The organism is Gulbenkiania mobilis, assembly GCA_004346645.1.
Taxonomy (GTDB): Bacteria; Pseudomonadota; Gammaproteobacteria; order Burkholderiales; family Chromobacteriaceae; genus Gulbenkiania; species Gulbenkiania mobilis.
In genome coordinates this window covers 19,341-46,168 of sequence record SMDA01000011.1, presented here as the reverse complement: position 1 = coordinate 46,168, position 26,828 = coordinate 19,341, and the positions used below count along the sequence as shown (strand labels likewise).

General features: G+C 64.2%; 27 protein-coding genes and 2 tRNA genes. 18 read left to right on the top strand and 11 right to left on the bottom strand.

Going from position 1 to position 26,828, the window contains the following annotated elements; translation table 11 throughout:
* Positions 1-86: 86 nt before the first annotated feature.
* From lnt to EV669_RS13310, 9 genes are all read right to left on the bottom strand, one after another.
* Positions 87-1,595, bottom strand: coding sequence for an apolipoprotein N-acyltransferase (gene lnt / locus EV669_RS13350; protein WP_132098954.1), 1,509 nt, complete (start codon positions 1,593-1,595; stop codon positions 87-89).
* Positions 1,596-1,597: 2 nt separating this feature from the next.
* Entirely contained in the window at positions 1,598-2,461 is an 864-nt protein-coding gene (locus tag EV669_RS13345; protein WP_054286180.1) for an HlyC/CorC family transporter, read from the bottom strand.
* 2 nt (positions 2,462-2,463) lie between these two features.
* Positions 2,464-2,970 carry an rRNA maturation RNase YbeY gene (gene ybeY / locus EV669_RS13340; RefSeq protein ID WP_132098953.1) on the bottom strand — a complete coding sequence of 169 codons (507 nt, stop codon included), beginning with the start codon at positions 2,968-2,970 and terminating at the stop codon, positions 2,464-2,466.
* Positions 2,951-3,946, bottom strand: a complete 996-nt coding sequence (locus EV669_RS13335; protein ID WP_054286178.1) for a PhoH family protein — start codon at positions 3,944-3,946, stop codon at positions 2,951-2,953. Before EV669_RS13335 ends, ybeY begins: the two co-directional genes overlap by 20 nt.
* A gap of 13 nt (positions 3,947-3,959) precedes the next feature.
* Positions 3,960-4,265: a YciI family protein gene (locus EV669_RS13330; protein ID WP_132098952.1), complete on the bottom strand. Its 306-nt coding sequence runs from the start codon at positions 4,263-4,265 to the stop codon at positions 3,960-3,962.
* A 47-nt stretch (positions 4,266-4,312) separates the two neighbouring features.
* Positions 4,313-5,647, bottom strand: a complete 1,335-nt coding sequence (gene miaB, locus EV669_RS13325; RefSeq protein ID WP_132098951.1) for a tRNA (N6-isopentenyl adenosine(37)-C2)-methylthiotransferase MiaB — start codon at positions 5,645-5,647, stop codon at positions 4,313-4,315.
* Between the two features lie 2 nt (positions 5,648-5,649).
* Entirely contained in the window at positions 5,650-6,036 is a 387-nt protein-coding gene (locus tag EV669_RS13320; protein ID WP_055434016.1) for a hypothetical protein, read from the bottom strand.
* 85 nt (positions 6,037-6,121) lie between these two features.
* Positions 6,122-6,646 (bottom strand): methylated-DNA--[protein]-cysteine S-methyltransferase, encoded by a 525-nt coding sequence (locus EV669_RS13315; protein WP_132098950.1) that lies wholly within the window; start codon positions 6,644-6,646, stop codon positions 6,122-6,124.
* Positions 6,647-7,167: 521 nt separating this feature from the next.
* Positions 7,168-7,237 (bottom strand) — tRNA-Ser (locus EV669_RS13310).
* A 151-nt stretch (positions 7,238-7,388) separates the two neighbouring features.
* Between EV669_RS13310 and EV669_RS13305 the strand changes: the two genes are divergently transcribed.
* The 7 genes from EV669_RS13305 (at position 7,389) to EV669_RS13275 (ending at position 13,371) form a co-directional block, all read left to right on the top strand.
* The gene (locus EV669_RS13305) at positions 7,389-8,732 is read left to right on the top strand and encodes a tyrosine-type recombinase/integrase (RefSeq protein ID WP_132098949.1); all 1,344 of its coding nucleotides are present in this window, start codon (positions 7,389-7,391) and stop codon (positions 8,730-8,732) included.
* 26 nt (positions 8,733-8,758) lie between these two features.
* The gene (locus EV669_RS13300) at positions 8,759-9,082 is read left to right on the top strand and encodes a hypothetical protein (protein ID WP_132098948.1); all 324 of its coding nucleotides are present in this window, start codon (positions 8,759-8,761) and stop codon (positions 9,080-9,082) included.
* A gap of 109 nt (positions 9,083-9,191) precedes the next feature.
* Positions 9,192-9,962: a hypothetical protein gene (locus tag EV669_RS13295; RefSeq protein WP_132098947.1), complete on the top strand. Its 771-nt coding sequence runs from the start codon at positions 9,192-9,194 to the stop codon at positions 9,960-9,962.
* 119 nt (positions 9,963-10,081) lie between these two features.
* Positions 10,082-10,354: a hypothetical protein gene (locus EV669_RS13290; protein ID WP_207913905.1), complete on the top strand. Its 273-nt coding sequence runs from the start codon at positions 10,082-10,084 to the stop codon at positions 10,352-10,354.
* A 2-nt stretch (positions 10,355-10,356) separates the two neighbouring features.
* Positions 10,357-10,737: a hypothetical protein gene (locus EV669_RS13285; RefSeq protein ID WP_132098946.1), complete on the top strand. Its 381-nt coding sequence runs from the start codon at positions 10,357-10,359 to the stop codon at positions 10,735-10,737.
* An 82-nt stretch (positions 10,738-10,819) separates the two neighbouring features.
* Positions 10,820-11,443, top strand: coding sequence for a hypothetical protein (locus tag EV669_RS13280; protein WP_132098945.1), 624 nt, complete (start codon positions 10,820-10,822; stop codon positions 11,441-11,443).
* The gene (locus tag EV669_RS13275) at positions 11,356-13,371 is read left to right on the top strand and encodes an AAA family ATPase (protein ID WP_132098944.1); all 2,016 of its coding nucleotides are present in this window, start codon (positions 11,356-11,358) and stop codon (positions 13,369-13,371) included. Before EV669_RS13280 ends, EV669_RS13275 begins: the two co-directional genes overlap by 88 nt.
* A gap of 765 nt (positions 13,372-14,136) precedes the next feature.
* Here the strand turns inward: EV669_RS13275 and EV669_RS13270 are convergent.
* Together EV669_RS13270 and EV669_RS13265 are read right to left on the bottom strand one after the other, a co-directional pair.
* Positions 14,137-14,213: transfer RNA gene (locus EV669_RS13270), tRNA-Met, on the bottom strand.
* A gap of 109 nt (positions 14,214-14,322) precedes the next feature.
* Positions 14,323-15,477 carry a class I SAM-dependent methyltransferase gene (locus tag EV669_RS13265; RefSeq protein WP_132098943.1) on the bottom strand — a complete coding sequence of 385 codons (1,155 nt, stop codon included), beginning with the start codon at positions 15,475-15,477 and terminating at the stop codon, positions 14,323-14,325.
* A gap of 90 nt (positions 15,478-15,567) precedes the next feature.
* Here EV669_RS13265 and EV669_RS13260 point away from each other — a divergent pair, with 90 nt between their 5' ends.
* The 11 genes from EV669_RS13260 to EV669_RS13210 all read left to right on the top strand — a co-directional run bounded on the left by EV669_RS13260 (position 15,568) and on the right by EV669_RS13210 (position 26,788).
* Positions 15,568-16,323, top strand: a complete 756-nt coding sequence (locus EV669_RS13260) for a pteridine reductase (RefSeq protein ID WP_054286172.1) — start codon at positions 15,568-15,570, stop codon at positions 16,321-16,323.
* 82 nt (positions 16,324-16,405) lie between these two features.
* The gene (gene ttcA / locus EV669_RS13255; RefSeq protein ID WP_132098942.1) at positions 16,406-17,392 is read left to right on the top strand and encodes a tRNA 2-thiocytidine(32) synthetase TtcA; all 987 of its coding nucleotides are present in this window, start codon (positions 16,406-16,408) and stop codon (positions 17,390-17,392) included.
* The gene (locus EV669_RS13250; RefSeq protein ID WP_072242863.1) at positions 17,382-18,182 is read left to right on the top strand and encodes a polyamine aminopropyltransferase; all 801 of its coding nucleotides are present in this window, start codon (positions 17,382-17,384) and stop codon (positions 18,180-18,182) included. The genes ttcA and EV669_RS13250 overlap by 11 nt, the downstream gene beginning before the upstream one ends.
* A 153-nt stretch (positions 18,183-18,335) precedes the next feature.
* The gene (locus tag EV669_RS13245) at positions 18,336-19,640 is read left to right on the top strand and encodes a nucleotide sugar dehydrogenase (RefSeq protein ID WP_054286231.1); all 1,305 of its coding nucleotides are present in this window, start codon (positions 18,336-18,338) and stop codon (positions 19,638-19,640) included.
* A gap of 60 nt (positions 19,641-19,700) precedes the next feature.
* On the top strand, positions 19,701-20,759 hold the full coding sequence (locus tag EV669_RS13240) for a Gfo/Idh/MocA family protein (RefSeq protein ID WP_132098941.1): 1,059 nt from the start codon (positions 19,701-19,703) through the stop codon (positions 20,757-20,759).
* Between the two features lie 11 nt (positions 20,760-20,770).
* Positions 20,771-21,337 (top strand): acyltransferase, encoded by a 567-nt coding sequence (locus tag EV669_RS13235; RefSeq protein WP_054286169.1) that lies wholly within the window; start codon positions 20,771-20,773, stop codon positions 21,335-21,337.
* Between the two features lie 46 nt (positions 21,338-21,383).
* The gene (locus EV669_RS13230; protein WP_054286168.1) at positions 21,384-22,481 is read left to right on the top strand and encodes a DegT/DnrJ/EryC1/StrS family aminotransferase; all 1,098 of its coding nucleotides are present in this window, start codon (positions 21,384-21,386) and stop codon (positions 22,479-22,481) included.
* Between the two features lie 120 nt (positions 22,482-22,601).
* A complete protein-coding gene (locus EV669_RS13225; protein WP_318271481.1) occupies positions 22,602-23,900 on the top strand; it encodes a lipopolysaccharide biosynthesis protein in 1,299 nt (432 codons plus the stop codon).
* Entirely contained in the window at positions 23,897-24,490 is a 594-nt protein-coding gene (locus EV669_RS13220) for an acyltransferase (protein ID WP_132098940.1), read from the top strand. Before EV669_RS13225 ends, EV669_RS13220 begins: the two co-directional genes overlap by 4 nt.
* The gene (locus EV669_RS13215) at positions 24,487-25,569 is read left to right on the top strand and encodes a glycosyltransferase family 4 protein (protein WP_132098939.1); all 1,083 of its coding nucleotides are present in this window, start codon (positions 24,487-24,489) and stop codon (positions 25,567-25,569) included. The genes EV669_RS13220 and EV669_RS13215 overlap by 4 nt, the downstream gene beginning before the upstream one ends.
* Before the next feature lie 82 nt (positions 25,570-25,651).
* Positions 25,652-26,788: a glycosyltransferase family 4 protein gene (locus tag EV669_RS13210; protein ID WP_132098938.1), complete on the top strand. Its 1,137-nt coding sequence runs from the start codon at positions 25,652-25,654 to the stop codon at positions 26,786-26,788.
* Positions 26,789-26,828 lie beyond the last annotated feature (40 nt).

Here is a 26,828-nt window from a genome sequence, read left to right as displayed (position 1 = left end):
GGTGCCCCGCGCAGGTGCCCGGACTGGCCAGGAGGCCCGGACAGCGCGGCGCCAAGCAGCGTGCCGGTGCCAGGACGGTGGAAGGGTCAGTATATGCGGTAGGCAGGGCCCTGGCTGCGTTGACGCCAGCCCGCAACCGCTGCGATCAAAAGCAGCAGGCCCATGGCCGCCAGGATGGGCGTGTCACCGTGGATCATGTAGGGCGTCAGGCCGGTCCGTCCCTGGACGGTGCCCACCAGAACCTGGCGCGTATCGGGGGCCGCCACCATTTCCACCTCACCATCGGGCCGCACGATGGCCGTCATGCCGGTATTGGTAGCCCGCACCATGTAGCGTCCGGTTTCCAGAGCACGCGCCTGGGACAGCTGCAGATGCTGACTGGAAGCTGCGCTTTCCCCGAACCAAGCCAGATTGCTGACGTTGGCCAGCAAGGTGGCCTCCCGCGCCGGGGCGATCAGTTCCTCGCCAAAGCTGTCCTCGTAGCAGACGTTGAAGGCAATTTTCTGCCCGGCCATCACGATTGGTGGCTGGAACGCCCCGCCCCGGGAGAAGCCGGACAGTGGCATGTTCATGTATTGGTAGAGCCAGCCCGTGAGTTCTGGCAGCGGGACAAACTCGCCAAAAGGGACAAGATGGTTCTTGGCATATGCCGGCGTGCCCGGCTGGGTAAGCGCCACCACCGCGTTGTAATAGCTGTTCTCGCTGCTGCCACGGCGGGGCACGCCTACCGCCAAGGCGGTACCGTTGCGTTCTGCGGCGCCCTTGAGCATGGTTAGATAGCCGGAGGGCAGATCCTCCAAGAACAGAGGCAAGGCCGTTTCCGGCAGGATCATCAGCTCGGTGCGGGTGGTGGCCACCTGCCGGTAATAAAGGGCGAGTGTGTCCTGCGCGGCCTGGGGGTCCCACTTCAGCGACTGGGGGACGTTGCCTTGGGCCAACGCCACGGAAACGGGCTCGCCCACTGGCTGGGTCCAGCTGCGGTTGCGCAAGTGGTAGCCTCCGCCCCATACCAGAGCCATCAGCGCCAGCAGCACGACCCGGTTTCTCGGCCGTACCCGGGCGAATACCACGATCACTCCGGCACTCAGGGCAACGGCCCAGGTTACCAGATAAATGCCGCCCACCGGGGCCAGCCCCGAAAGCGGGCTTTCAGTGATCTGGCTGTACCCGGCGGTGCCCCACGGAAACCCGGTGAGCATCCAGCCGCGCAACCATTCACCCAACGTGAAGGCCGCCGGAAAGGCCACCAGCCAGCGCAGCCAGGCACGTCCGGCCATCCGGCAGCTCAGCCAGACGGCCAGCCCCGGATACAGGGCCAGATAGGCAGGCAGTAGCAGCGTCAGGGGGGCGGCAAAAACGGACGGCAAGCCTGCCACATGATGCAGGCTGATGTAGATCCAGTAGAAGTTGGCGGTATAGGCCGCCAGACCCCAGGCATAGCCAGTGCCGAAGGCGCTGGCAGGCCGGCGCTCGGCCAGTTCTGCCAGAGCAGCCAGCAAGAGGGGCATCAGCCAGAACATGCGCCAAGGGGCAAAGGCGAACACAGACAGTGCGCCGGCCACTGCAGCCAGCGCAAACAGGAGGAGTCGGGGCATGATCAGCCTTCGGTTTCTTGCTCGACAGGCGGGCTCACTTCGCGGATGCGCTCCACGAGCAGTGTGTGCAGCCGGCGACTGTCTGCACGCAGCACAGTGAAGCGCAGCCCAAATTCTTCGAAGCGTTCGCCACGCTTGGGCAGGTGACCGCAATAGCCCATCACCCAGCCGGCGATCGTATCGTTGTCGTGTTCGGAGAGCGTGGTGCCGAAGAAGGCGTTGAAGTCCTCGATCTCGGTGCTGGCACGGACGCGGAAGCGGTGGCCGTGGATCGGCACGATCGAGTCATCGCTTTCCTCGTAGTCGAACTCGTCGTCGATCTCTCCGACGATCTGTTCCAGTACATCCTCTATCGTGACGAGTCCGGAGACGCCGCCATACTCATCCACCACTACGGCCATGTGGTTGCGGGTGGCCTTGAAGTCGTGGAACAGCAGGTTCAGCGGCTTGCTCTCTGGGACGAACACCACCGGGCGCAGCGTGGCGCGCAGGTCGAAGGTTTTGGGGGCGTGGAAGTAGCGCAATAGATCCTTGGCCAGGAGGATGCCGAGCACGTCGTCCTTGTCCTCGCCGATGACCGGGAAGCGGGAATGACCGGTATCGATGACAAAGGGCAGGAAGCGGTCAATGCCTTCGTCGATGCGCAGCACGTCCATCTGGCTGCGCGGCACCATCACGTCCCCCACGGTCAGGTCGCTGACGTCGAGCACGCCCTCGATCATGCCTAGGGCTTCGGCATCGAGCAGGCCGCGCTCGGTGGCAGCATTCAACAGGGCCAGCAGTTCGGCCCGATCCTCGGGCTCGCGCAGCAGTAGGGTGGAGAGGCGGTCGCGCCAACGTGGTCGCGGTTTACTGGCGTCTTCCATGATCAGACAAGTTCCTCGGCATACGGATTGGCATATCCTAGTTTTGCGAGGATGACGCTTTCAAGTTTTTCCATCACTTCGGCTTCGTCATCCCCTTCATGATCGAAGCCTTGCAGATGCAGCAGTCCGTGCACGGTGAGGTGTGCATAGTGCGCTTCGAGCGTCTTGCCTTGGGTACGAGCCTCTTCTTCCACCACCGGCGCACAGAACACCAGATCCCCGAAGAGGGGCAGACCCGGCACGGGTTCGCCCTCGTTGAGCGCGAACGACAGTACGTTGGTGGGGTAGTCCTTGCCACGGTAGTCGTGGTTGAGCGCGCGGCCCTCGTCGGCGTCTACCACCAACAGCGAGACCTCGGCCCGGGCCACGTCAGGCTGCAGCGCGGCCCGGGCCCAGCGGGCGAAGGCCTCGGCCGGGGGAGGGTTGGCCGAAGCACTGCGGTTTTCAAAGGCCAGCGAGAGCCGGCCTGCCAGGCGGCGAAGCGGGTTGTTACGTTTGGCGATCTTCACGGGTTGTCGGGTTCTGCGTTTCGTTCCGGATCTGGTAGGTGTCGTAGGCGTCGACGATCTTCTGCACGAGCGGGTGACGCACCACGTCCTCACTCTGGAAGTGATGAAAATGGATGCCCCGCACATGGCCGAGGATGCGCTCCACCTCACCCAGCCCACTCTTCTGGTTCTTGGCCAGGTCGATCTGTGTCAGGTCGCCAGTGATCACCGCGCGTGAGCCGAAGCCGATCCGGGTAAGGAACATCTTCATCTGCTCCGGCGTGGTGTTCTGCGCCTCGTCGAGAATGATGAACGAACTGTTGAGTGTCCGGCCGCGCATATAGGCCAGCGGGGCGATCTCGATCAGGTTTTTCTCGAAAAGGCGGGCGACTTTGTCAAAGCCCATCAGGTCGTAGAGCGCATCGTAAAGCGGACGCAGGTACGGGTCCACTTTTTGCGCAAGATCGCCCGGCAGAAAGCCCAGTTTTTCGCCCGCCTCCACTGCCGGACGCACCAGCACGATGCGCTTGACGGCATCACGCTCCATCGCGTCCACCGCGCAGGCCACCGCCAGGTAGGTCTTGCCGGTGCCGGCCGGACCGATACCGAAAGTGATGTCGTGCTCCAGGATGGCCTTGATGTAGCCACTCTGGCGCGGCGTGCGTCCGCGCAGGTCGCCGCGACGGGTATGCAGTACCGGCACACCTTCCTCTGCGATTTCGTCGCTGCCGGGGCGCGGGTGCTGCCGTACCTCCACCAGGCCCAGCTGCACGTCATCGATGGAGAGGTCCTGCTTTTCGGCCAGCAGGTAGAAGCGGGTAAGGGCGGTAACGGCCTCGCGGGCGCGCTCGCCTTTGATCTTGAAGTGCTCGCCACGCCGCTGGATGGTGACGTCCAGCCCGGTTTCCACCTGCTTGAGGTTTTCGTCCAGCGGGCCGCACAGCCGGGCCAGCCGTTCGTTGTCGATGGGGTTGAAGCTGAGGTTTTCGGTCAGCAAGAGTGGGCTCCGTTCAGGTTCGGACAGCCGGTGTTTCCCTTAGCGGGGCCAGCACGTCGGCCGTCATGGTCGGAATGAATTCCAGGATGTCGTAGCGGGCCAGGCCCGCCTTGGCAAACGGGTCTTCGGCCAACCTCTGCTCCAGCACATCGCGTGCGCACGGCCGGGCCAGGATCACGCCGCCGGTACGCGGAACGCGTCGGCCAGAGACCAGAAACACCCCGTCAGCATACGCAGCTTCCAGCCAGCGCACATGTCCGGGCAGTGCCGCGTCGATCATCTCGAGGGGAGCGGTGTAGGTGAGGGTGATGACATACATTGCAAGCACCTGGTAAAACGCCCCGCAGAGCGGGGCGGAAAAAGGGGTCAGACGGTCTCGGCAATCACCGCTTCGCCGCCCAGCGAATGGGGAAAAGCTTCGGTGATCAGCACGTCGATCATTCGGTTAAGCAGGCGCGGGTGACCGTGGAAGTTGACGACACGGTTGTTGGCGGTGCGGGCGGCCAACATGGTTGCGTCCTTCTTCGAGACGGACTCCACCAGCACCTGCTGCACCGTGCCCACCATGTCTTGGTTGATGGCATACCCTCGTGCTTCGATCACCGCATTCAGGGCTTCGAGCCGTCGCACCTTCTCCTCATGCGGCGTATCGTCCGGCAGATTGGAAGCCGGCGTGCCCGGCCGCGGGCTGTAGATGAACACGAAGCTGAAATCGAACTCCAGATCCTTCACCAGACGCAGCGTCTGCTCGAAGTCCGACTCGGTCTCGCCGGGAAAACCGACGATGAAGTCTGACGACAGGCATAGCTCGGGGCGCACCGCGCGCAGCTTGCGGATGATGGACTTGTATTCCAGTGCCGTATAGCCGCGCTTCATGGCCATCAGGATGCGGTCGGAACCGCTCTGGACCGGCAGGTGCAGGTGGGACACCAACTTGGGCAGGCGTTCATAGCAGGCAATCAGGCGGTCGGTGAACTCGCGCGGATGGCTGGTGGTGAAGCGGATGCGCTCGATACCGGGCACTTCATGGACATATTCCAGAAGCAGGGCGAAGTCGGCGATCTCGCCGTCCGCCATCAGGCCCCGGTAAGCATTGACGTTCTGCCCGAGCAGGGTGATTTCCTTCACGCCCTGCTGTGCCAGTCCGGCGACCTCCACCAGCACATCCTCGAACGGACGCGAGACCTCCTCGCCGCGGGTGTAGGGCACCACGCAGAACGAGCAGTACTTCGAACAGCCTTCCATGATCGACACGAAGGCGGCACCGCCCTCTACCTTGGCCGGCGGGATGTAGTCGAATTTTTCGATCTCGGGAAAGGTAATGTCCACCTGCGAGGCACCGGTCTGCTGACGGCTCTTGATCAGCTCCGGCAGGCGGTGCAGCGTCTGCGGGCCGAACACCACGTCCACATAGGGTGCGCGCTTGACGATGGCGTCGCCTTCCTGGCTGGCCACACAGCCGCCCACGCCGATGATCAGGTCCGGTCGGGCCTCCTTCAGCGGACGGATGCGCCCCAGATCGGAGAACACCTTTTCCTGCGCCTTCTCGCGCACGCTGCAGGTGTTGAACAGGATGACGTCGGCTTCCTCGGGGTTGTCCGTCTTGATCATGCCTTCGGTGCTGCCCAGAACGTCGACCATCTTGTCGGAGTCGTATTCGTTCATCTGGCAGCCGAAGGTCTTGATGTACACCTTCTTCATTGTCACTCGGTATCCGTTGCGGGACGGGCCAGGCGGGCCTGCAGCTCTTCCGCGGTGAGCAGCCAGATGCGGTTGACCTGGCCCTGGGGGTTGAGGGTGAGACCGACCACCTGACCGGCCAGCTCCGGCAGACGGCCGGTGAGCAGGAAGCGGTTGTCGCGGTCATAGATGCGTACGCCGGGGGTCAGCTGCAGCACCTGATCGGAGCGCGCGAGGAAAAGCCAGCCTGCCAGCGTCTCCAGCCAGGATTTGTCCTGCTTTTCCAACTGCATCAAGGGGTAGTCGGCAGCGACCACCCGCGCCACGGCCAGGTCGGCTGGCAGCAGGCGGGCTGCCAGCGACGGCGCGGCATGCAGACAAAGAAGCAGCAGAAAGGCGAACTTTTTCATGGTCGGAATCAAAGAGTTGCGCGAGTTTATCACAGCGGGCCGAGGCATTCAGCCCGTCGCCCGGCCCTAGGGGGCGGCATCGGCCTCAGGCGAACAGCGGGGGCGGGGTATGCGCCATCTCGAAGGCAAGCAGGGCGGCTTTGAGCGGCAGACCGCCCGCATACCCGGTCAGACCGCCATCGTGGCCGATGACCCGGTGGCAGGGAACGATCAACGCGATCGGGTTGGTGGCGTTGGCCCGCCCGACGGCCCGGGCCGCTCCCGGGTCGCCCACGCGCCGGGCCAGCTCGCCGTAGCTGAGAGTGGTGCCGTAGGGGATGCGGCAAAGCTCTTCCCATACCCGCTGCTGAAAGGGCGTGCCGCTCGCAGCCCGACGCAGGCTGAACACCTTGCGCGCGCCACACTCGTATTCCGCCAGCTGCTCTGCCACATCACCAAGCGCCCCGTCGTCCCGTGGGGTGCCCAGATGTGCGGCACGCTCAAGCTCACGCTCTACCGAAAACTCCAGCCGCAACAGCGCGCCGCTGCTATCCAGCCAGGCTACCACTTCGCCGAAACGGGTAAGGATGCGGCCGTAACAGGCGGCTATGGGAGAAGCAGGCTGGGGCATCGGAGCGTCTTTCGGAGAAGGGCGGGTCGGCCCCATCATACGCCTTGCCTCCTGGGTCGCCCATCATGCCTGCCTGCACATCAGGGTCGTCTACCCGCGCCCAAGGGTATGGGCCCCCGATGAGAAACGCTTCCGGGTAATTCAGGCGGGTGCCCTTGTGGCCGGGTGCCTGGCGGGCTTCAGATCCGGATGGTAGCAGGGCAGGCGCACCGCTCTGGGGTCACACGCCCGACACGCGGGTTCTGCTCGTCTGGTGCCTAAGCGGTTGCCCCGAAGCGATGCTGGCGGCTGCGTTTTTCCTGGGTATTCAGCAATAGGCGAGGAGTGTGTGGCAGCGGGACATCAAAGGGGGCGGCGGACGGGGCATTGCAGGCGGGCGCTTTCGGCCGGCACAGCAGAGGGAAGTTGGTGAAGCCGACGAAGTAGGCTCTTACGGCATGGCTTCGGAATTTTTGCGGAGCAAGCACGTTTTTGCGAAGCAAAGAAAAAGGGGTTAGCTTGCGCTAACCCCTTGAATTCCTTGGTGGCGAATCAGGGACTCGAACCCCGGACCTGCGGATTATGATTCCCCCTATCTGTGCATAACTAGCCATATATAAGCGTTGACTGAAACAAGCAAAACCTAGCAAATGCTGGCGTTCAGCGCATTGTCATTGCCCTATTCTGTGGATAAGTGTAGATTCCGATTTACGGTTTCTGCTTACATATTGCTTACATATTTTTATCCACAGCGGGCGACAACATGGCGAAGGTAAAATTTACTGCTAACGTCATAGAAGGTGCGACGTGTGAACCCGGCAAGGCGCAATCCTTCCTTTGGGACAGCGAAGCGCCGGGCCTTGGCCTGCGCGTGACCGCTGCCGGCGCAAAGAGCTACATCTTTCAAAGCCGGGTGCATGACAAGCCTATCCGCCTAACCATTGGCGACGTGAACGCATGGCGACTTGATGCGCCAGCGCGAAGCCAAGAGAACAGCGCCCGCAAGGAAGCCCGCCGCCTACAAACGCTGTGCGATGCCGGCATAGACCCGCGCCAAGAGAAGCAGGACAAAAAAGCCGCCAGCGAGCAGCGCAAGGCCGAAGCCGAAGCACACAAGCGGGAAGAACAGCGCCAGCGGGTAACACTTGGCGAAGTCTGGCCCGTTTACATTGATGACCGCCGCCATGCGTGGGGCGAGCGCCACTTACTGGACCATTTCAAAGTTGCCCAGCTTGGCGGGCAGCCGAAGAAGCGCGGCAAGGGCGAAACCATGCCCGGCCCGCTGGCTGCCCTGCTGCCGGTAAAGCTGGCAGACCTGACCCCGGCCAAGGTAACGGCATGGCTGAAACGCGAGAACGAAACACGCCCGGCCCGCGCCGCCCTAGCCTTCCGTCTGATGATTGGCTTCGCGTCCTGGTGCAAGGAAAGCCGCGATTACGCCGCCCTGCTGCCAGAAGGCGCGTTTACCGCTAAGAAGGTGCGCGAAGCCGTGGCCGCGCCAGCAAGCAAAACCGACTGCCTGCAACGGGAACAACTCGCCGCGTGGTTCGCCGCCGTGCGCCAGCTAGACAACCCGGTGCAATCCGCCTACCTGCAAACCTTGCTGCTGACTGGTTCGCGCCGGGAAGAACTGGCCGAGCTGCGCTGGGATGACGTGGATTTTCAATGGCGAAGCCTGACCATCAAGGACAAGGTTGAAGGCGAGCGCGTAATACCACTGACGCCCTACGCTGCAAGCATTTTGGCCTGCCTACCGCGCCGGAATGAGTGGGTTTTCTCCAGCCCTACCGCTGCCGGTGGGCGCATCGTGGAGCCGCGCATAGCCCATAACCGCGCCCTTGCCGCCGCCGGCCTGCCTGCCTTGACCCTACATGGCCTGCGTCGTTCGTTCGGCACATTGGCCGAATGGGTGGAAATGCCGGCCGGCGTGGTGGCGCAAATCATGGGACACAAGCCCAGCGCCATTGCCGAGAAACACTACCGCCGCCGGCCACTGGACCTGCTGCGCAAGTGGCACGACCAGCTAGAAGGCTGGATTCTGGAGCAAGCCGGCATTGAACAGCCGCAAGCCGACACCGCCGCCGCCCGCCTTCGCGTCGTGGCCTGATTTCCCAACCAAAAAGAAGAAGCGCCATGAACACAAGCAACGCGACCCAAGCGAATCAATCCGAATTTGCGAACTTTGGCCCGGTAATTGATGCCGCCACGATGGCACACATGGAAAAAGCAGCGGCCGGCAATGAAGTAGGCACTTCCCGCCGCCTGGCCTTGCTTGCCTGCGCTCGCAGCATGGAAACGCTCGCAGCGATTAGTGCCGAACAGCCGGAAGCCTTCGCGGATATATTGGACAGCGTGGAATCATTCAAAGAACACGCTCAAGGGCTATTGGAAGTAGCCGAAACCGCCCTTCTGCGCTTGCAGCTTGCAGATTGCCGCAATGAGCCTGCATTGCAGTAAATAACCGTTTCGTCGCCCACTATCTCGACGGGGAGAAAAGCCGGACACCTTCACCGGCATGTGGGCGGCTCCAATATCTTGAAGGTTTGCGTTTGAAGGAGTGCAAAGGTTGACCGAGCAATTTCCACCGTTGCGGCTATACCTGACGCTTGAAGAAGCCGCCGCCGCAATATCCGCCCGGCTGGGGCAGCAATGGACCGTTAGCGACATTCTTGACCGTGCCGCCAACGACGAAATCAGCATCGTTGCCAGAATACCGACCGCCTGCCGCTTAGTGCGTTGTGAACCAATGGAAGGCAAGCCAAACGAAATAGATGTGCCGGCCGGCTCGCTGCCGCGCATCAGCGCCAAGGCGGCCCGTACCCTTTTACTCGCCCCAGCGGCAAGCTTTGACGAATTGACATACCCGCGAACGATTGATTTCTTGGGTGAGCCATTGGAAGTCATGGCGACCGTCTGGGAACTTGCACCAGGAGAAACAGCGCCAGAATTCACCGTCACCGATTGCCGTGTGAGTGGTGCCGCCGTGCTGGAGCTGGAGAAGCGTTATGGAGGGAAAGACGCGAACAAGCCGACCCCAGCGCCAGCCGAAGAAGGCGAAGGATGGGCGAGTGCTTCCAGTTTCCAGCCTAAAACCAGTGTCGGGAAAATAGCCGTGGAAGTGGCTTGGCGTATCGAGCAGGGGACAGGAAGAAAGGCCGATGCTGCCAGCGTTATGGAGGAGCTAAACAGGATGGCATCCAACGGAGACAGGCCGGACATTCTTATTGAACCGGGCGTCAGGTACGTTTGGTGGCTGACGTCCAAGGAGACCAAGAAGCGCTACACGTTAGACGCCTGCGGCAAGGCGTTGCAAAGCTGGAACGCCGGAAGAAAATAGCCGCCGATGGGCAGAGAATAGGCCCAATAGGCAGAGAGTAGGCCCGCCAGAAATGGCGGTTTTTTTTCGTCTGTAGCCTGCGAATCGTCATCAATGACCACGAAAGACGAGCAAGCAACGTGCAAACGATTCAATCCCTTGTTTCCGCTGGCCGCGAGCTGGTGAGTACCAGAGAAGCCGCCGAACTGCAAATCCCCCCGGCGCTTGCCGCCATCGCGGGCAACCGCGACATCCTGCCGACCAATGAAGCCGCCCCGGCTTTGAATCGTCGGAGCCAGACCTTGCGCAAATGGGCCGCCTTCGATTGCGGGCCGATTCGCCCGGTGCGCATCAACGGCCGCCTTGGCTGGCGCGTGGCGGATATTGCCCGCCTGCTGAACGGGGGCGAATAACCATGAAAAAAAACGCCCCGTTCCAAGAAAAGAAACAGAGCGCCGTAACCAAGGCCAAGTTTAACACCAGCCGCGAGCAAATGCACCTGCCGGGCATCGAGCTGCCGCCCGCTTCGCCGGCAATCTGGCCGACACCCGGCACGCTGGAAAATCTGGCCCTGCGCCACCTGCTGGCCGGTGATGAATTGCGGCAGGACAGCTTTGAAGCAACTTGGCGCTTGGCCGCAATCGTGCATTCGCTGGCCGGCAAGGGCTGGCCGTGCATCGTGCGCATGGTGTCCAGCCAAGGCCACGCTAGGCCGATTGCCGCCTACAGGTTGGACATTGAAGCGCCAGCCGTGCAAACGGCCCTGCGTCGCCATTGGGTGGGGGTGGCCGCATGAGAGCCTACCTTGTGAACGCCGCACCTTTCCTGCCGTGGCTAAACGCCAGCCTGCCGGCCCTGCTTGCGATGGGGGCCAGCCTATGCGCGTAACTGACTTCAACAAAGACCTGAACACCAGCCGCGCCAATACCAGGCATTCCGTCGTGGTGCGCGCCATTCAGGAAGCCTTCCCCGGCGTGCTGGCCTGCATTGCATCGCATGAGACTAACGACCGGCTGGGCGTTGACGTGTGGCTGGAGCTGGCCGGACAGCGCCCAATTGGCGTTGACCTGAAAATCCGCGCCAAGGACTACGCCGCCGCGACGGGTGGCCCGCTTGATTGCGTGCTGGAACTGCGGGACGCCGGTAAATGCGGCTGGTCGACCCGCGCCAGCCTGTGCGATTGGCTGCTGTTCGTCTGCACTGATACCGGCCGCTGGGCTGCGTTCCGGCACGCCGACATTCTGGCCGTTTGCACTATGTGGGGCGATGCCTTCCTGAATCACCCGCGCTGCAAGCGCATCACGACCCGCACCGCGAGCCGCTTCCCCCACCACTACGCCCGCGATTCGCTGGCCGTGGCTGTGCCGGCTGACTTGCTCCAGAAGGGCAATCAACGAACTGAAAGGGGGGGACGATGGCAGCAAATGACATTGAACGAGCCACAAGTGCCCTGTTCGCGCTGGATGCTGGCGCGGAGCGTGGCGAATGGGTGCGCATCATGACAGCCGCCAAAGCGGCCGGCGTGGACTTCGACACCGTGGACGCCTGGAGCGCCAGCGCACCGAACTACCGCAACACCAAGGACGTGCAATCCGTCTGGCGTGGCCTGCGCGAAGGCGGCGGCATTTCCGAAAACACGCTGTTTTATCTGGCCCGGCAAGAAGGCTGGAAGGACGGGCAGGAAGCGCCGACGCGGGCCGATATTTCCGCCTTGGTGGCAAAGGCCCAGCAATCCCGCCCAGCGCCGCCAGAAGCCGCCAAACGGCCGGCAATGGATCCTGCCGAAGTGTGGAGCCGCTGCCGGCCAGCGACGGCCGAACATGGTTACATCGCCCGCAAGGACGGCTTGCCGGACGGGCTGCGCGTGTACCCGGCCGACGCGCCGCGCCTGACCATTGCCGGCCAGGACGTGGCGGGCTGGCTGGTGGTGCCGTGCCAAGCGCCAGCGGGCGAGCTGCAAAGCCTGCAATTCATCCCGCCCCAGCAAGGCAAGAAGCTGAATCTTCCGGGGGCGACGATGGCCGGCGGGCTGCATGTGGTGGGCGAGCTGCTGCCGGATGGGCTGGCCTATGTGTGCGAAGGAATCAGCGCCGCATGGGCAGCCTGGAAGGCGACCGGCCGCGCCGCCGTGGTGGCCTTTGGCTGGGGCAATGTGGCGAAGGTGGCCCCGGCTCTTGCCGAGCGTTACCCGGCCCTGTCGCTGGCGCTGCTGCCAGACGTGGGCAAGGAAGCCAGCGCCGCCGAAATCGCCGCCAGCGTGCCGCGCTGTGGCTGGGTGGAGCTGCCCGCCGGCATGGACCAAAACAGCGACGTGGGCGACTTCGCCGCCGTGGCCGGGCTGGATGTGCTGGAGCAACTGCTAACCGATGGCGTGCAGCACCCGCCGAAGCCTGAGCCGCGCTACCGGGCTTTGTCTGCTGCCGACCTGATGAAGCTGCCGCCGATTCGCTGGCGCGTGCGTGGCGTGCTGCCGGCGGCTGGCATTGCCGCCGTGTTCGGCCCGTCCGGCAGCGGCAAGAGCTTTGTTGTCATTGACCTTGCCGCATCGCTGGCGCTGGGGCGGCCGGACTGGTTCGGCCACAAGCTGAAACCGTGCAATGTGGCCTATGTCTGCCTTGAAGGGACCGAAGGGCTGCGCAATCGGATTGATGCGTGGCAAACGCACCACTTCATGCCGGCACCGGCTGGGCTGCATTTCTTCTGCCTGGACAACTTCGACTTGATGAACCCCAAGGACGCCCGCGAACTGGCCGCCTGCGTGCTGGAAACGGCCGGACCGGGCTGCATGGTGGTAATCGACACGCTGGCGCAAGCCTGCCCCGGCATGGACGAGAACAGCAGCGCCGACATGGGCCTAGCCCTGCGGGGAGCCAAGCTCATTCAAGCGGCAACGGGCGGGCTGGTCCTGCTGGTGCACCACACCGGCAAGGACACCACAAAGGGGATGCGCGGGCATAGCAGCCTGCGGGCCGCGCTGGATGCCGCCATTGAAGTAAGCCGCGACGGCGACCGGCGGGAATGGAAGGTGGAGAAGTCCAAGGACGGTCAAGACGGACAGGCCGCCCCGTTCCGCCTGCGCGTGGTGGACCTAGGCACGGACGATTACGGCGAGCCGGTTACATCCTGCGTGGCGCTGCCTGATGACGCGCCAGCCACGGCAAAGAGCCGCCGCAAGCCGCTGACCAAGGCCAGCCACAAAGCCGCATTCGCCAAGCTGGGCGAAATGCTAAAGGCGAGCCGCCATCGTGGCCGGGGTAGTGCACCAGACGACAGGCCGTGCCTTGAGTTGGAAGCCTACATGGAAGCCATCAGGCCGCTAATGGAGTGCACCAGAGAGAAAGACCGGGGCACCTACGCGCAAAGGGCCGTTACTGCCATGCGTGACCACGGCCTAATTGATTGCGCCGACAGTTGGGTATGGATGTTGTGAGCCACGGCCACAAAAGCCACAAAAGGCCACATTGTGGCCCACTGCGGAAAGCCACAAAAGCCACACACCCCTTTAGGGGTGTGGCTAGTGTGGCCGTAGACGTGGCCGAGAGAAACAAGACCGAAGGAAGGCGGGAATTCGCCCTTCTGGAGCAACGAAGAAAGAACGAATCATGACCGACCGCAACATCAGCGCCGCCGAGCGCCAGCAGCAGACCCGCCCACCGTGGTGGGTTTTTTCATAGGTGGCACCGGGGGGGCGGTCAAAAGTCCGGAAGGGGCAAGGGCATAGACCACCCGTTCCCCCACGCGCAGAAAAAATCCCCCTACAGATTTGTTAATCAAATGAGAATCGCTAACAAGCCGGAAAGCCGCGCCGTGCTTGACTTTGGCGTTGCCTGCGGCTGGCGGGCTGGGGGTTAAAACTCGGGGGCAATGTTAAAGCCAGCCGGGGGGCTTAAATCTCTGGAGCGTTCAAAGCCATGACCGGCCATTTCGCTGTTGCATCACAAACGTGGACAAAAAACCCGCTGACGCTGATAAGCCATGCCAAGCCTAAGCAAGCATCCGATAGGCTGGCGGCAGGCGCGTGTAAAGCCGCTGCGCACGTTTAACGGGGGGATAGCTGACAAGTGGTGGACTTGCTGGCGCTTACAACATGCTTACACGGCCGAAGCGTTGCCAATTGCTGCTTACAAAGTGCTTACACGAAGGCAGAAAAGCAAAAGGCCAACCCGGAAGGATTGGCCTAAGTGCTTGAATCTGTTGGTGGCGAATCAGGGACTCGAACCCCGGACCTGCGGATTATGATTCCGTCGCTCTAACCGACTGAGCTAATTCGCCACGGTCCACAACCTGTCGGCTGCGGAGTGGGGCGAACTATACGACGGGCTTTGGCGTAGTGTCAACACCCCTTCGCAAAAATAATGGCAGTGTTTTGGGCGGCGTCCGGCTAGAGCGTGTGGCAGCGGTCGCCCGAGGCGAAGCCGCACCAGTCGATGGGCATGCCGCGACCGAAGCCGATCACCTTGAAAAGCTCACCCATCTCGGTCGGGTCTGTCAGCTTCTGTACCGCACTGGCCGTGCGCAGATAGCGCGCTGCGTCGTCCGCGTCGATCCCGCCCAGTTCTTCGGCCAACCCGGCGTTGACGAGGAACTGAGCCTGGGTAGTGTAGCCGATCAGGTCCAGGCCGGCCTCCAGCCCCGCTTCGGCAATGGCGGTGAAGTCCACGTGGCAGGTAAGGTCCATCAGGCCCGGCAGGTAAAAGGGGTCGTGCACCGTGTGGTGCCGGTAGTGGCCGATCAGGGTGCCCATGTGGCGTTGCGGGTGGTAATACTCGTGGCGTGGGTAGCCGTAATCGATCAGGAGCAGTGCGCCGCGGCGCAGGCGGGCGCCCAGCGTGGCGATGAAGGCAGTGTTGGCTTGGCTGATCTCCGAGACGTAACCCGGCACCGGGGGCAGTCGGCTGGCAGCCAGGGCTTTCAGCGCCTCATCCGGCAGGACGCGATCCTCGAACACGAAACCGTCGGGGCCGAGCGCTACGCCGCGCTGCAGGGGCGACTGACCATCATGGACGACCAGTTCGCACGGCATGGCGTCCAGTAGCTCATTGCCCAGGACGACACCATCCAGCGCGTCGGGTAGGGCGCTCAGCCAGCGTATGCGCGGGATCAGGTGGGGAAGCGCGGCCGCGAGCGTGGCCCTCTGGCGGTCGATCAGGTCGGCCGAAAGGTCGATGATGACGTACGCTTCGGGTAATTGACCCAGCGCTTCCAGCCGGGTCAGCAGATCTACCGCCAGACGGCCGGTGCCTGCGCCGAATTCGTAAAGGGTGCCGGCGGTGGCAGGCAGCAGTTCCGCGACCTGGCGGGCGAGGGTGTGTCCGAAGAGCGGTGTCATCTCCGGGGCGGTGATGAAATCGCCCGTTGCGCCAAACTTGGTACTGCCGGCGGCATAATAGCCCAGCCCGGGTGCGTACAGGGCCAGCTCCATGTAGCGCGAGAACGGGATCCAGCCACCGCGGGCCCGGATGTCCTCAGAAATCTGGCGGACCAAGGCTGCGCTGTGGGCGGCAGCGGTGGCGTCTGGCTGTGGCAGGCGGGTCATGGCGGCTCCATCGGGTACACTGTGGGGCGGAATTGTCGACCAAAGCGGGCGGAAAAAGAAGCGTTGCCCTTAGCTGAGACGGAATACCGAATGAAGGCAAGACAAGAAGACGACAGGGTGGTGCTGGTGACGGGGGCGGCCCGCAGGGTGGGCGCCGGCATCGCGCGCCACCTGCATGCGCGCGGTGCGCGGCTGGTGCTGCATTACCGTGGCTCGGCGCACGAGGCCGCTGCGCTGGCGGACGCGCTGAACACAGAGCGGCCCGGCTCGGTGCGGTTGGTGCAGGCCGACCTCCTGGATACGGCGGCGCTGCCTGAACTGGTGGAGGCGGCAGTGGGCGCCTTCGGGCGGTTGGACGGGCTGGTCAACAATGCCTCTAGCTTTCACCCCACCGAGGTGGGTACGATCGACGAGACCGACTGGCACGACCTGATCGGCTCCAACCTGAAGGCCCCGCTGTTTCTGGCCCAGGCCGCTGCGCCGCATCTGGCCGCCACAGACGGCGCCATTGTGGGGATCATCGACATCCACGCCGAGCGGCCAATGCGCCGCCATGTGGTGTACAACCTCGCCAAGGCTGGTCACGCCCAGCTGGTGCGCACGCTGGCGCTGGAGCTGGCCCCGCGGGTGCGGGTGAACGGCGTTTCGCCCGGCGTGAACCTGTGGCCGGAAGACGAGGCCTCCTTCGATGCGGCCGAACGGGCCGGCATTGAACGCAGCATTCCGCTGGCGCGCACCGGTGTGCCGGAAGACATCGCCCGCGCGGTGGCCTTCCTGCTGTTCGACGCCAGCTACGTTACCGGACAGGTGCTGGCGGTGGACGGTGGCCGCAGCCTGGTGCTGTAGCGCCTGCCTTTGGGTGAATCAGCGGTTTTGCCCGCGCCGGCATTGCGCTAAAATCGCCTGTTTTTCAATTTCTTAGCCGCCCATGTCTGAACAGACCACGGTTGCCGACGAGAAGGCCAAGAAGGCCGCCTACGAGGGCAACAAACTCACCAAGCGCCTGCGGCATCACGTAGGCGACGCCATCAACGATTTCAACATGATCGAGGAGGGCGACCGCGTCATGGTCTGCCTGTCGGGCGGCAAGGATAGCTACGCCCTGCTCGACATCCTTCTCGGGCTGCAGAAGTCGGCGCCGATCAGCTTTTCGATCGTCGCGGTCAACCTCGATCAGAAGCAGCCTGGCTTCCCTGCTGACGTGCTGCCCGCCTATCTCGAGTCTCTCGGGGTGGAGTACCGCATTGTCGAGGAGGACACCTACAGCATCGTCAAGCGGGTGATCCCCGAGGGCAAGACCACCTGCAGCCTGTGTTCGCGCCTGCGCCGGGGGGTGCTCTACCGTGTAGCCGAAGAGCTGGGGGCCACCAAGATCGCGCTGGGTCACCATCGTGATGACATTCTGGAGACGCTGTTCCTCAACATGTTCTATGGCGGCAAGCTCAAGGCCATGCCCCCCAAGCTGGTGAGCGACAACGGCAAGCACATCGTGATCCGCCCACTGGCCTACTGCCGCGAGAAGGATCTGGAGCGCTACGCCCGGCTGCGGGCCTTCCCGATCATCCCGTGCAACCTCTGTGGCTCACAGCCCAACTTGCAGCGGCAGGTGGTCAAAGAGATGCTCAACGACTGGGACCGGCGTTTCCCGGGCCGCATCGAGACCATGTTCCGCGCGCTGCAAAACGTGGTGCCCTCGCATCTGGCTGATACCAGCCTGTTTGACTTCGCCGGCCTCGTCAGTGGACAGGTGCCGCTGGCAGGCGGCGACATGGCTTTCGACAAGGAAACCTTCCACGACCCGCTGCCGCCTCTCGATGAGGATGGGGCGGGGTTGGCCGAAGCCGTCCCACAGCGTCGCACCATCAGCATCCTCGATTCGCGCCGTCCGGTTCAGGAGAGCCCCTGTGGCGGGTAAGGCGCGCCATCCCTTCCGGCGTCGCATCCGGGACGGTGCCGATGCCATGCCGGAGGTGGAGATCTCCGAGACCGACGGCTTGCGCTCGCTCCATCTGGGTTCGCCTACCGTGCAAAGCTCGATGGATCTGGCGGATCCGAGCGACCTCGTGCTGACCTACACCCGCGCCATGATGGGCTTCCTGCTGTTCAACCCGGACCCGCGCCACATCCTGCAGGTCGGGCTGGGCGGGGGCTCGTTCGCCCGTTTCATCGACGATTACCTGCCCGATGCGGTCAGCGTGGCCGTGGAAATCAACCCGCAGGTCATCACCGTGGCGCGGGCCTTCTTCCAGCTGCCGGAGGAGGGCGACTTCTTCGAAATCGTCGAGGCCGACGGCGCGGATTACGTGAAGATCTTCCGGGGATCCACCGACGCCATCCTGGTGGACGGCTTCGATGGTGAGCAGATCGTGGACGCCCTCACCACCGAGGACTTCTTCGAGGATTGCCGACGTGCGCTGTCGCCGGCCGGGGTGTTCGTCACCAACTGGTGGAGCGGCGACAAGCGCTATTTCACCTTCCTCGACCGGCTGCTGAAGGTGTTCGAGGGGCGGGTGCTGGAGCTGCCTGCGGCCACCCACGGCAATGTGGCGGTGATGGCCTTCCGCCAGACGCCGGCGCCGCTTGGGCTGGATGCGCTGAAAAAGCGGGCCGAAGCGCTGGAACCACGTTTCGGGCTGGAGTTCGTGGAGTTCGTCAGCCGTCTGCGCATGACCAACCAGCACAACGGCGGTCGGTTGTTGCTGTAAAACGGCACCGGCGTACACCGCCGCGAACCTGCCGGGCGAAAGCGTGAGTGCGCGGCGGGCTGCGCGTATAATGCCGGCCAACACTGCATATCCGGGCCTGTGAAACGTTTCACAGGCCCAAGACTTTTTCTAGTTCCGGGAAGATTCATCGTGATCCAGCAGCAACTGCTTCAACGCATCGAACAGAAATCGGCCGTGATCGGCATTGTCGGGCTTGGCTATGTGGGCCTGCCGCTGATGCTGCGCTTTGCCGAAGTGGGCTACAAGGTGCTCGGTTTCGACATCGACGCCGACAAGGTGACCGCCCTGACCGAGGGGCGCTCCTACATCGAGCACATCCGTGCGGAGAGCATCCGCCAGGCACGCGATCGCGGCTTCGAGGCCACCACCGACTTCTCCCGCGCTGGCGAAGCCGATACCCTGATCCTGTGCGTGCCCACGCCGCTCAACAAGTACCGCGAACCCGACCTGTCCTTCGTGCTCGACACGATGGACTCGCTGGTGCCCTACCTGCGCGAAGGCCACCTGGTCTCGCTGGAATCCACCACTTATCCGGGTACCACCGACGAGGAGTTGCTGCCGCGCATCGAGTCGCGTGGCCTCAAGGTGGGCGAGAACGCCTTTCTGGTGTTCTCGCCGGAACGTGAGGACCCGGGCAACCCCGACTTTACCACCCGCACCATTCCCAAGGTCTGCGGCGGCTACAGCCCGGCGTGCCAGGAAGTGGGGGTAGCCCTCTACAGCGCGGTGATCGACAAGGTGGTGCCGGTATCCTCTACCCGTGCCGCGGAGATGACCAAGTTGCTGGAAAACATCCACCGCGCGGTCAACATCGGACTTGTGAACGAGATGAAGATTGTTGCCGACCGCATGGGCATCGATATCCATGAGGTGATTCGTGCTGCGGCGACCAAGCCCTTCGGCTTCGTGCCTTACTACCCGGGCCCGGGCCTTGGTGGTCACTGCATTCCGATCGATCCCTTCTATCTGACGTGGAAAGCGCGCGAATACGGGGTGAACACGCGCTTCATCGAGCTGGCCGGCGAGGTGAACTCGTCGATGCCGGACTACGTGGTCAGCAAGGTGGCCGCCGCCCTCAACGACCGTCGCAAGGCGATCAACGGCAGCCGCATTCTGGTGCTGGGCATCGCCTACAAGAAGAACGTGGACGACATGCGCGAGAGCCCGTCGGTGATGCTGATGGAGAAACTGCGTGACCTCGGCGCCGAGATCGCCTATAGCGACCCGCACGTACCGGTATTCCCCAAAATGCGCGAGCACCATTTCGACCTGTCCAGCGTGCCGGTGACGGCCGAGACGCTGGCCGGTTACGACTGCGTACTGCTGGCCACCGACCATGACCGGTTCGACTACGCGCTCATCAAGGCGCACGCCCAGCTGATCGTCGACAGCCGCGGCAAGTACCTCGAGCCGGCCGGGCACATCGTCAAGGCCTGATACTAACCCTTAGCGTCTAGAGGCCGCGGCGCTGCCGCGGTCCAAGGAATGTCCTGCCCCATGCATGCTTTCGAAGCCATCACCGACCGCAAGATCCGCTTTGCACTCGTAGGGTGCGGCCGTATTGCCCAGAACCACTTCGCTGCGCTGGAGAAACACGCCGACCGTGCCGAGCTGGTGGACGTTTGCGACATCGATCCTGCTGCACTGAAGGCCGCGGTGGCCCGCACCGGCGCCCGCGGCCACGCCAGCCTGACTGGGATGCTGGCCCTAACCGACGCCGACATCATCGTGCTGACCACGCCTTCGGGCCTGCATCCGGCCCAGTCCATTGCCTGTTCCGAAGCCGGTTTCCACGTGATGACGGAAAAGCCGATGGCCACGCGCTGGCAGGACGGCTTGGCGATGGTCAAGGCAGCAGACAAGGCCGGCCGTCGCTTGTTCGTGGTCAAGCAGAACCGTCGCAACGCCACGCTGCAGCTGCTCAAGCGGGCGATGGAGGCCAAGCGCTTCGGGCGCATCCATATGGTGAACGTCAACGTCTTCTGGACACGTCCGCAGGCGTATTACGATTCGGCCGCCTGGCGCGGCACCTGGGAGTTCGATGGCGGCGCCTTCATGAACCAGGCCAGCCACTATGTGGACCTCTTGGACTGGCTGGTGGGGCCGGTGGAAAGCGTGCAGGCCTATACCGCCACGCTGGCACGCAACATCGAGGTGGAGGATTCCGGCGTGGTCAGCGTCAAATGGCGCTCGGGCGCGCTGGGCAGCATGAACGTCACCATGCTTACCTATCCCAAGAATCTGGAGGGTTCGATCACCCTCATCGGCGAGCACGGCACCGTACGGGTGGGCGGGGTGGCAGTCAACGAGATTCAGCACTGGGAATTTGCCGAGCCGCATCCGATGGATGACGAGATCGCCAACGCCAGCTATGCCACCACCAGCGTCTACGGCTTCGGACATCCGCTGTACTACGACAACGTGATCAACGTCATGCAGGGCACGGCCGAGCCGGAGACGGACGGCCGCGAGGGGCTGAAGTCGCTGGAGCTGCTGATCGCGATGTACCTGTCCGCCCGCGACGGCCGGCGGGTGAGCCTGCCTTTGGATTACTGAGGAGCGGCAACGTGAGTCATACCATCCATCCGACCGCCATCGTGGACGAGGGCGCCGTCATCGGCGAGGGGACCCGCATCTGGCACTGGGTGCACATCTGCGGCGGGGCCCGCATCGGCGCCCACTGCTCGTTCGGCCAGAACGTGTTCGTCGGCAACAACGTGGTGATCGGCAACAACGTCAAGGTACAGAACAATGTCTCCATCTACGACGCAGTAACGCTGGAGGATGACGTGTTCTGCGGCCCGTCGATGGTGTTCACCAACGTCAACAACCCACGCAGCGCGGTGCCGCGCAAGAACGAATACCGACCCACCCTCGTCAAAAAGGGAGCCAGCCTGGGCGCCAATGCGACCGTGGTGTGCGGCCACACCATCGGCCGTTATGCCTTCGTGGGGGCCGGCGCCGTGGTCACGCGCGACGTGCCCGACTATGCGCTGATGGTGGGCGCGCCGGCCCGCCGCATCGGCTGGATGTGTGCTTGCGGCGAGCGCCTGTGCAACGACATCGGCGAGCATGCCTGTCCAGCCTGCGGCCAGTGCTACGACATCGGCGGCAACCACTGCACGCCGCTTTGAACCGAACACCGTTTTCGGCCAAGGTTGGCCGAAGGAGCGAGTTGCGATGAGCCTTCCGTTCATTGACCTGAAAACGCAGTACCGCCACCTCAAGGGCGAGATCGACGCCCGGATGCAGGCCGTCCTGGATCATGGCCAGTTCATCATGGGTCCGGAAGTGCTTGAGCTGGAGGAAAAACTGGCCGAGTACGTGGGCGTGCGCCACGCCATCGGCGTGTGCGACGGGACCGCTGCCCTGCAGATCGCGCTGATGGCCATCGGCCTGGCGCCCGGCGACGAAGTCATCACCACCCCCTTCACCTTCATCGCCACCGGCGAAGTGGTAGCGCTGCTGGGTGGCAAGCCGGTGTTTGTGGACATTGACCCGGATACCTATAACCTGGACCCCGCCCTGATCGAGGCAGCGATCACGCCGCGCACCCGCGCCATCATGCCGGTCAGCCTGTACGGGCAGTGCGCCGACTTCGACACGATCAATGCCATTGCCCAAAAGCATGGCCTGGCAGTGATCGAAGATGGCGCGCAGAGCTTTGGCGCCACCCGGCATGGCCGCCGCTCGGGGGCGCTCTCTACCATTGGCTGCACCAGCTTCTTCCCCAGCAAGCCGCTGGGGTGCTACGGGGACGGCGGTGCCATCTTCACCGACGATGACGCCTTGGCCGCCCGCATGCGCCAGCTGCGCGTGCACGGGCAGGACACCCGTTACCACCACCCTCTCACAGGCATGAACGGCCGGCTGGATACGCTGCAGGCCGCCGTGCTCCTGGCCAAGCTGCCCAGTTTCCCGGAGGAAGTAGAGGCCCGGGCACGCATTGGGGCCCGCTATTCGGCCTACCTGGAAGAGGTGGCTCGGGTGCCGCGGTTGGCCGAAGGTAATACCCACGTCTATGCACAGTACACACTGGAAGTGGACGACCGGACGCGGGTACAGCAGGCCCTGCAGGCCGCCGGCATTCCGACCGCTGTGCATTACCCGATCCCGCTGCACCGGCAGCCCGCCTTTGCCCATTTGGGGCTGGAAGAGGGCGCCTTTCCGGTAGCCGAATCTGCCTCGCGCCGCGTGCTCAGCCTGCCGATGCATCCCTTCCTGGACGCCGCCACGCAGGACACGGTCATCGCCGCCGTCCGTCAGGCACTCGCCTGATCGGGCCGGGCAGGCATCCGGCTTGCACCACAAGCCCCGCACCCGCCGCCCGATCCTAGGCGGCGGACCGGTCCGGCGCCTCGCGCCGGCGTGACCCAACCAGCCCGACCGTCCTCTCCCATGCAGACACACAGTGCCCCGACCGGAATGCCCCTGCTCGCCCGGCTCAAATCGTTCCTGACCGGCGGCTTTGCCCGTAACGTGGCCACCCTCGCGGGGGGCGCCGCGGTCGCGCAGTTCCTGCCGCTGCTCTTGGCGCCCCTGCTCACCCGGCTCTACAGTCCGGCCGAGTTCGGCGTGCTGGCCATCTATATCGCCTGGCTGTCCAACCTGGCCGTGCTGGCCACGGCACGCTACGAACTGGCCATCGTTCTACCGGAGGATCCGCGTCGCGCGGCAAACCTGATGGGGCTGGCCATCGGCATCACCTTTGCCGTGTCGCTCCTGTCCGCGCTGGTGATGGAGCCCGGCAGCGAGTGGCTGGCCGCCCGGGCAGGCGAGCCGGCGCTCGCGCCCTGGCTGCGCTGGCTGCCGCTGTCGCTGTGCCTCTCCGGCCTGATGCAGGCCTGGGCCAACTGGAACAACCGCCACGAGCGCTACAAGGCCAACGCCAGCGGCCGCATGGCACAGGCGGTGAGCATGATGGCGGTGCAGGTCGGGTGCGGCCTGGCCGGGTTCGCCACTGGCGGGCTGGTGATGGGACAGATGGCCGGGCAGGCAGCCTCGTTGGTGGTGCAGGCCTGGCGCGACCTGCGTGAGCGCTTCGGCTTCCGGCATCAGGTCTCGCTGGCTGGCATGCGGTCGGTGGCCCGCGAGTATGCCGAGTTCCCGCGCGTGAACGCGCCCCATGCCTTCGTCGCGGCCCTGCAGGACACGCTGACCGTCACGCTGCTGACGGTGCTCTCGGGTTCGACCGTGGTTGGCCTCTTCGGTCTGATGATGCGGGTGCTCAAGCTGCCGGCGGCGCTGGTGGGGCAGGCGGTGGCCCAGGTCACCTACCGTGATCTGGCCGCCGCGCGCAACGAGGGCCGGCCCTTGGTACCGCTACTGAAGAAGTCGCTGGTGGTGCTGCTGTTGCTGTCGCTGATCCCCTTCGGCATCATTCTCGGTGCCGGTGACATCCTTTTTGCCTTCGTCTTCGGTGAAAGCTGGCGCGACGCGGGGCGCTACGCCCAAGCGCTGGCCCCCTACATTCTGTTCCACTTCATCGCCTCGCCGCTGGGTATGGTACCGCTCGTGATCGACCGCCAGCGCATCGCGTTTGCCTTCACCGTGGTGGGAAGCGTACTCTTCCTCGGGTGCATCGCTGTCGGCAATTTCCTCTGGAACGACCTCACCGCCGCCTGCTGGCTGACCTCCGCAGTGATGTCGGTGTACTTCATAACCTATTTCGTCTGGCTTTTCAGGGCAGCTCGATGATCGCAAGGCTCTGGCAATCGCTGCGTTTCCGGCTTTCCGGGCTGATCGGCCCGCGGATGGTGTACGGTTACCGTCGCCATGACGGCGTGTACCTGCCGCGCACGCGCGTCTCCAACATGACCCGCATCGAGTATCCGCAGCGGCTGGAACTGGGCGACAACATCTGGATTGGCCACTTCAACCTGATCGACGCCTCCGGCGGCCTGTCGATCGGCGAGGGCTGCCAGATCACCAACTATGTGTCCCTGCTGACGCACTCCAGCCACATCGCACTGCGCCTGTACGGCAATGCCTACCTCGGGCAGCGCGATCCTAAGGGGTATCTTCGCAGCCCTTCCTCCATTGGACCCTACACCTTCATCGGTCCGCACAGCGTGCTGATGCCGGGCGTGCACCTGGGCAAGGGCGCGCTGGTGTCTGCCTACAGCTTCGTGACCGCCGGTGAGTATCCGGACTTTGCCGTGCTGGTCGGCAACCCGGCGCAGGTGATCGGTGACACGCGTGAGGGCGACGCGCGCTGGCTGCAGAAGCATCCGGAGCTGGCGCCGCACTATGCCGCGTGGGCCGGCCGCGAGAACCTGCCGCAATGAAGGACCTGCCGGTGGACAGCGTCCTGGTGGTGGGATCGGCGTCGGTGCACACCTGGCGCTTCCTTGCCGGCATCGCACCGCACGCGAGCAAGGTCTATCTTGCCTGCAATGGGGAGGTGCCCGAAGCGTGGCGTCCGCCCAATCTGGCGGGCACGCTGCAGGTGGATTTCGGATTGCGGGCACTGGGCACGGCGCGGCGGCTGCGCGACTGGGTGCGACAGGTTCGTCCGGCCATCGTTCAGGTGCACCAGGCCAATAGCGTCGCTTGGCATGCCCGCCGCGCGCTGACGGGGTTGTCCGTACCTTGGGTGCTGACCGCCTGGGGGTCGGATGTGCTCTTGCTGCCTCGGCGTGGCCGCTGGCTGCGGCAAATGGTTTCGGCCAACCTTGAGGCCGCTTCGGCCGTCACCAGCGATTCGCTACACATGGCGGCGGTGATTCGCACGCTGGCCCCGGTAGCCCGGATGGAGGTGGTGAACTTCGGCATGGATGCCCTGCCGGCTGCGCCACGCCTGGCTGAAAAGCCGCTCAATGTGCTCTCCTGCCGGCTGCACAAGCCGCTTTACCGCATCGACGCCATCGTGCGCGCCTGGGCCGAGGTGGAGGCCGATCCGGCCTTGGCCGGCTGGACGCTGACAGTGGCCGCCAGCGGTGAGGAGAGCGGCCGCCTGCAGGCTTTGGCCAGTTCACTGGGGCTGAGCCGACTGCAGTTCACCGGCTTCGTGACACCAGAGGTGCTGGCCGGGCTCTATCAGCAGGCGCGCGTGTTCGTCAGCGTGCCCGAGAGCGACGCCACCAGCATCAGCCTGCTCGAAGCGATGGGACACGGCTGCCTGCCGGTGCTGTCCAACCTGCCGGCCAATCTGGAATGGGTGCTCGACGGCATCAACGGCATGATCGTCGAGGATGTGGCTCGGCTGGGTGCGGCACTGCGGGCGGCGCTGGGGCGCGCAGCGGACGATGCAGTCCTGAGCGGGGCCGCCGCCCTCAACCGTCGTTTGGTGGAGCAGAAGGGCCTTCATCGTCCCAACATGGTGCGTTTTGCCGCACTGTACCGCGCCCTGCTGGACGGGACCTAGGCGGGCTTCGGCCAACCTTGCCCGGCCAACTGCGCTATCATGCGCCCTTTGTCACGCCGTATCCGGCAGGCCCCGCTCCGTCATGAAGATTGTCCATTTCACCAGTGCCCATCCCCGCCACGATATCCGCATCTTCGTCAAGGAGTGTGTCTCGCTCGCTCGCGCGGGCCATGAAGTGATTCTGGTGGTGGCGGACGGGCAGGGCGCGGAAATCCGACAGGGCGTGCACATCGTAGACGTGGGCCCGCGTCCGGACGCCAGCGCCCGCCGTGGTCGGCTGGGTCGGATGACGGCGACAACGCGCAAGGTCTGCGAAGCCGTGCTGGCCCTGCGTCCCGATGTGGCGCACTTTCACGATCCGGAGCTGATCCCGGCCGGTCTGCGGCTGCGCCGCGCCGGCATCCGCGTGGTTTACGACGTGCACGAGGATGTTCCCCGCCAGATCCTGGCCAAGCACTGGATTCCTGCCGCGGTACGGCCGCTGGTGTCGCGTGGGTTCGAAACCTTCGAGAACCACGCCGTCCGTCGCTTCGACGCCATCGTCACCTCCACGCCGCACATCCGCGACCGCTTCACCCCGCTCAACGCTCGGGTGGTGGACGTTTGCAACTACCCCATTCTGGAGGAGCTGGTGCGTGACACGCCGTGGGACGCGCGCCGCAACGAGGTGTGCTATCTGGGCGGTATCAGTCGCATCCGTGGGATCGGGCCGATCATCTCAGCGCTGCCGCACACCGCCACCCGGCTCAACCTGGCCGGCCCGTGGAGCGAGCCCGGTCTGCGTGCCCAGATGGAGCGACTGCCCGGGTGGGCGCGCGTCAACGATCTGGGCGTGCTGGACCGCGCAGGAGTGGCAGACGTGCTGTCCCGCAGCAAGGTCGGTCTCGTAACGCTGTTTCCCACCCCCAACTATGTGGATGCGTTGCCGATCAAGCTCTTCGAATACATGGCCGCCGGCATGCCGGTGATCGCCAGTGACTTTCCCCTGTGGCGTGAGATCGTGACCGACGCCGGCTGCGGCCTGCTGGTCAATCCGGAAGATGCCCCGGCCATCGCCGCTGCCATCAACCGCCTCTTGGGGGACGAGTCGATGGCGCGGCAGATGGGCGAGGCCGGCAGGCAGGCGGTGCTCAGTCGCTATAGCTGGTCGGCCGAAGCGCAGAAGCTCGTGGCCCTGTATGCCCAGCTGGAGCGCAGCGCGCTCCGTGCAGGCGCATGAACTGCTGGTGGCGGGCTGGGGCATTCGGGCCCCTCAATCT

Coding starts and splice junctions, on each gene's coding strand:
- lnt (WP_132098954.1), bottom strand. CDS start 1,595: ATGCCCCGACTCCTCCTGTTTGCGCTGGCTGCAGTGGCCGGCGCACTG.
- EV669_RS13345 (WP_054286180.1), bottom strand. CDS start 2,461: ATGGAAGACGCCAGTAAACCGCGACCACGTTGGCGCGACCGCCTCTCC.
- EV669_RS13330 (WP_132098952.1), bottom strand. CDS start 4,265: ATGTATGTCATCACCCTCACCTACACCGCTCCCCTCGAGATGATCGAC.
- miaB (WP_132098951.1), bottom strand. CDS start 5,647: ATGAAGAAGGTGTACATCAAGACCTTCGGCTGCCAGATGAACGAATAC.
- EV669_RS13320 (WP_055434016.1), bottom strand. CDS start 6,036: ATGAAAAAGTTCGCCTTTCTGCTGCTTCTTTGTCTGCATGCCGCGCCG.
- EV669_RS13315 (WP_132098950.1), bottom strand. CDS start 6,646: ATGCCCCAGCCTGCTTCTCCCATAGCCGCCTGTTACGGCCGCATCCTT.
- EV669_RS13305 (WP_132098949.1), top strand. CDS start 7,389: ATGGCGAAGGTAAAATTTACTGCTAACGTCATAGAAGGTGCGACGTGT.
- EV669_RS13300 (WP_132098948.1), top strand. CDS start 8,759: ATGAACACAAGCAACGCGACCCAAGCGAATCAATCCGAATTTGCGAAC.
- EV669_RS13285 (WP_132098946.1), top strand. CDS start 10,357: ATGAAAAAAAACGCCCCGTTCCAAGAAAAGAAACAGAGCGCCGTAACC.
- EV669_RS13280 (WP_132098945.1), top strand. CDS start 10,820: ATGCGCGTAACTGACTTCAACAAAGACCTGAACACCAGCCGCGCCAAT.
- EV669_RS13275 (WP_132098944.1), top strand. CDS start 11,356: ATGGCAGCAAATGACATTGAACGAGCCACAAGTGCCCTGTTCGCGCTG.
- EV669_RS13265 (WP_132098943.1), bottom strand. CDS start 15,477: ATGACCCGCCTGCCACAGCCAGACGCCACCGCTGCCGCCCACAGCGCA.
- EV669_RS13260 (WP_054286172.1), top strand. CDS start 15,568: ATGAAGGCAAGACAAGAAGACGACAGGGTGGTGCTGGTGACGGGGGCG.
- ttcA (WP_132098942.1), top strand. CDS start 16,406: ATGTCTGAACAGACCACGGTTGCCGACGAGAAGGCCAAGAAGGCCGCC.
- EV669_RS13240 (WP_132098941.1), top strand. CDS start 19,701: ATGCATGCTTTCGAAGCCATCACCGACCGCAAGATCCGCTTTGCACTC.
- EV669_RS13230 (WP_054286168.1), top strand. CDS start 21,384: ATGAGCCTTCCGTTCATTGACCTGAAAACGCAGTACCGCCACCTCAAG.
- EV669_RS13225 (WP_318271481.1), top strand. CDS start 22,602: ATGCAGACACACAGTGCCCCGACCGGAATGCCCCTGCTCGCCCGGCTC.
- EV669_RS13220 (WP_132098940.1), top strand. CDS start 23,897: ATGATCGCAAGGCTCTGGCAATCGCTGCGTTTCCGGCTTTCCGGGCTG.
- EV669_RS13215 (WP_132098939.1), top strand. CDS start 24,487: ATGAAGGACCTGCCGGTGGACAGCGTCCTGGTGGTGGGATCGGCGTCG.
- EV669_RS13210 (WP_132098938.1), top strand. CDS start 25,652: ATGAAGATTGTCCATTTCACCAGTGCCCATCCCCGCCACGATATCCGC.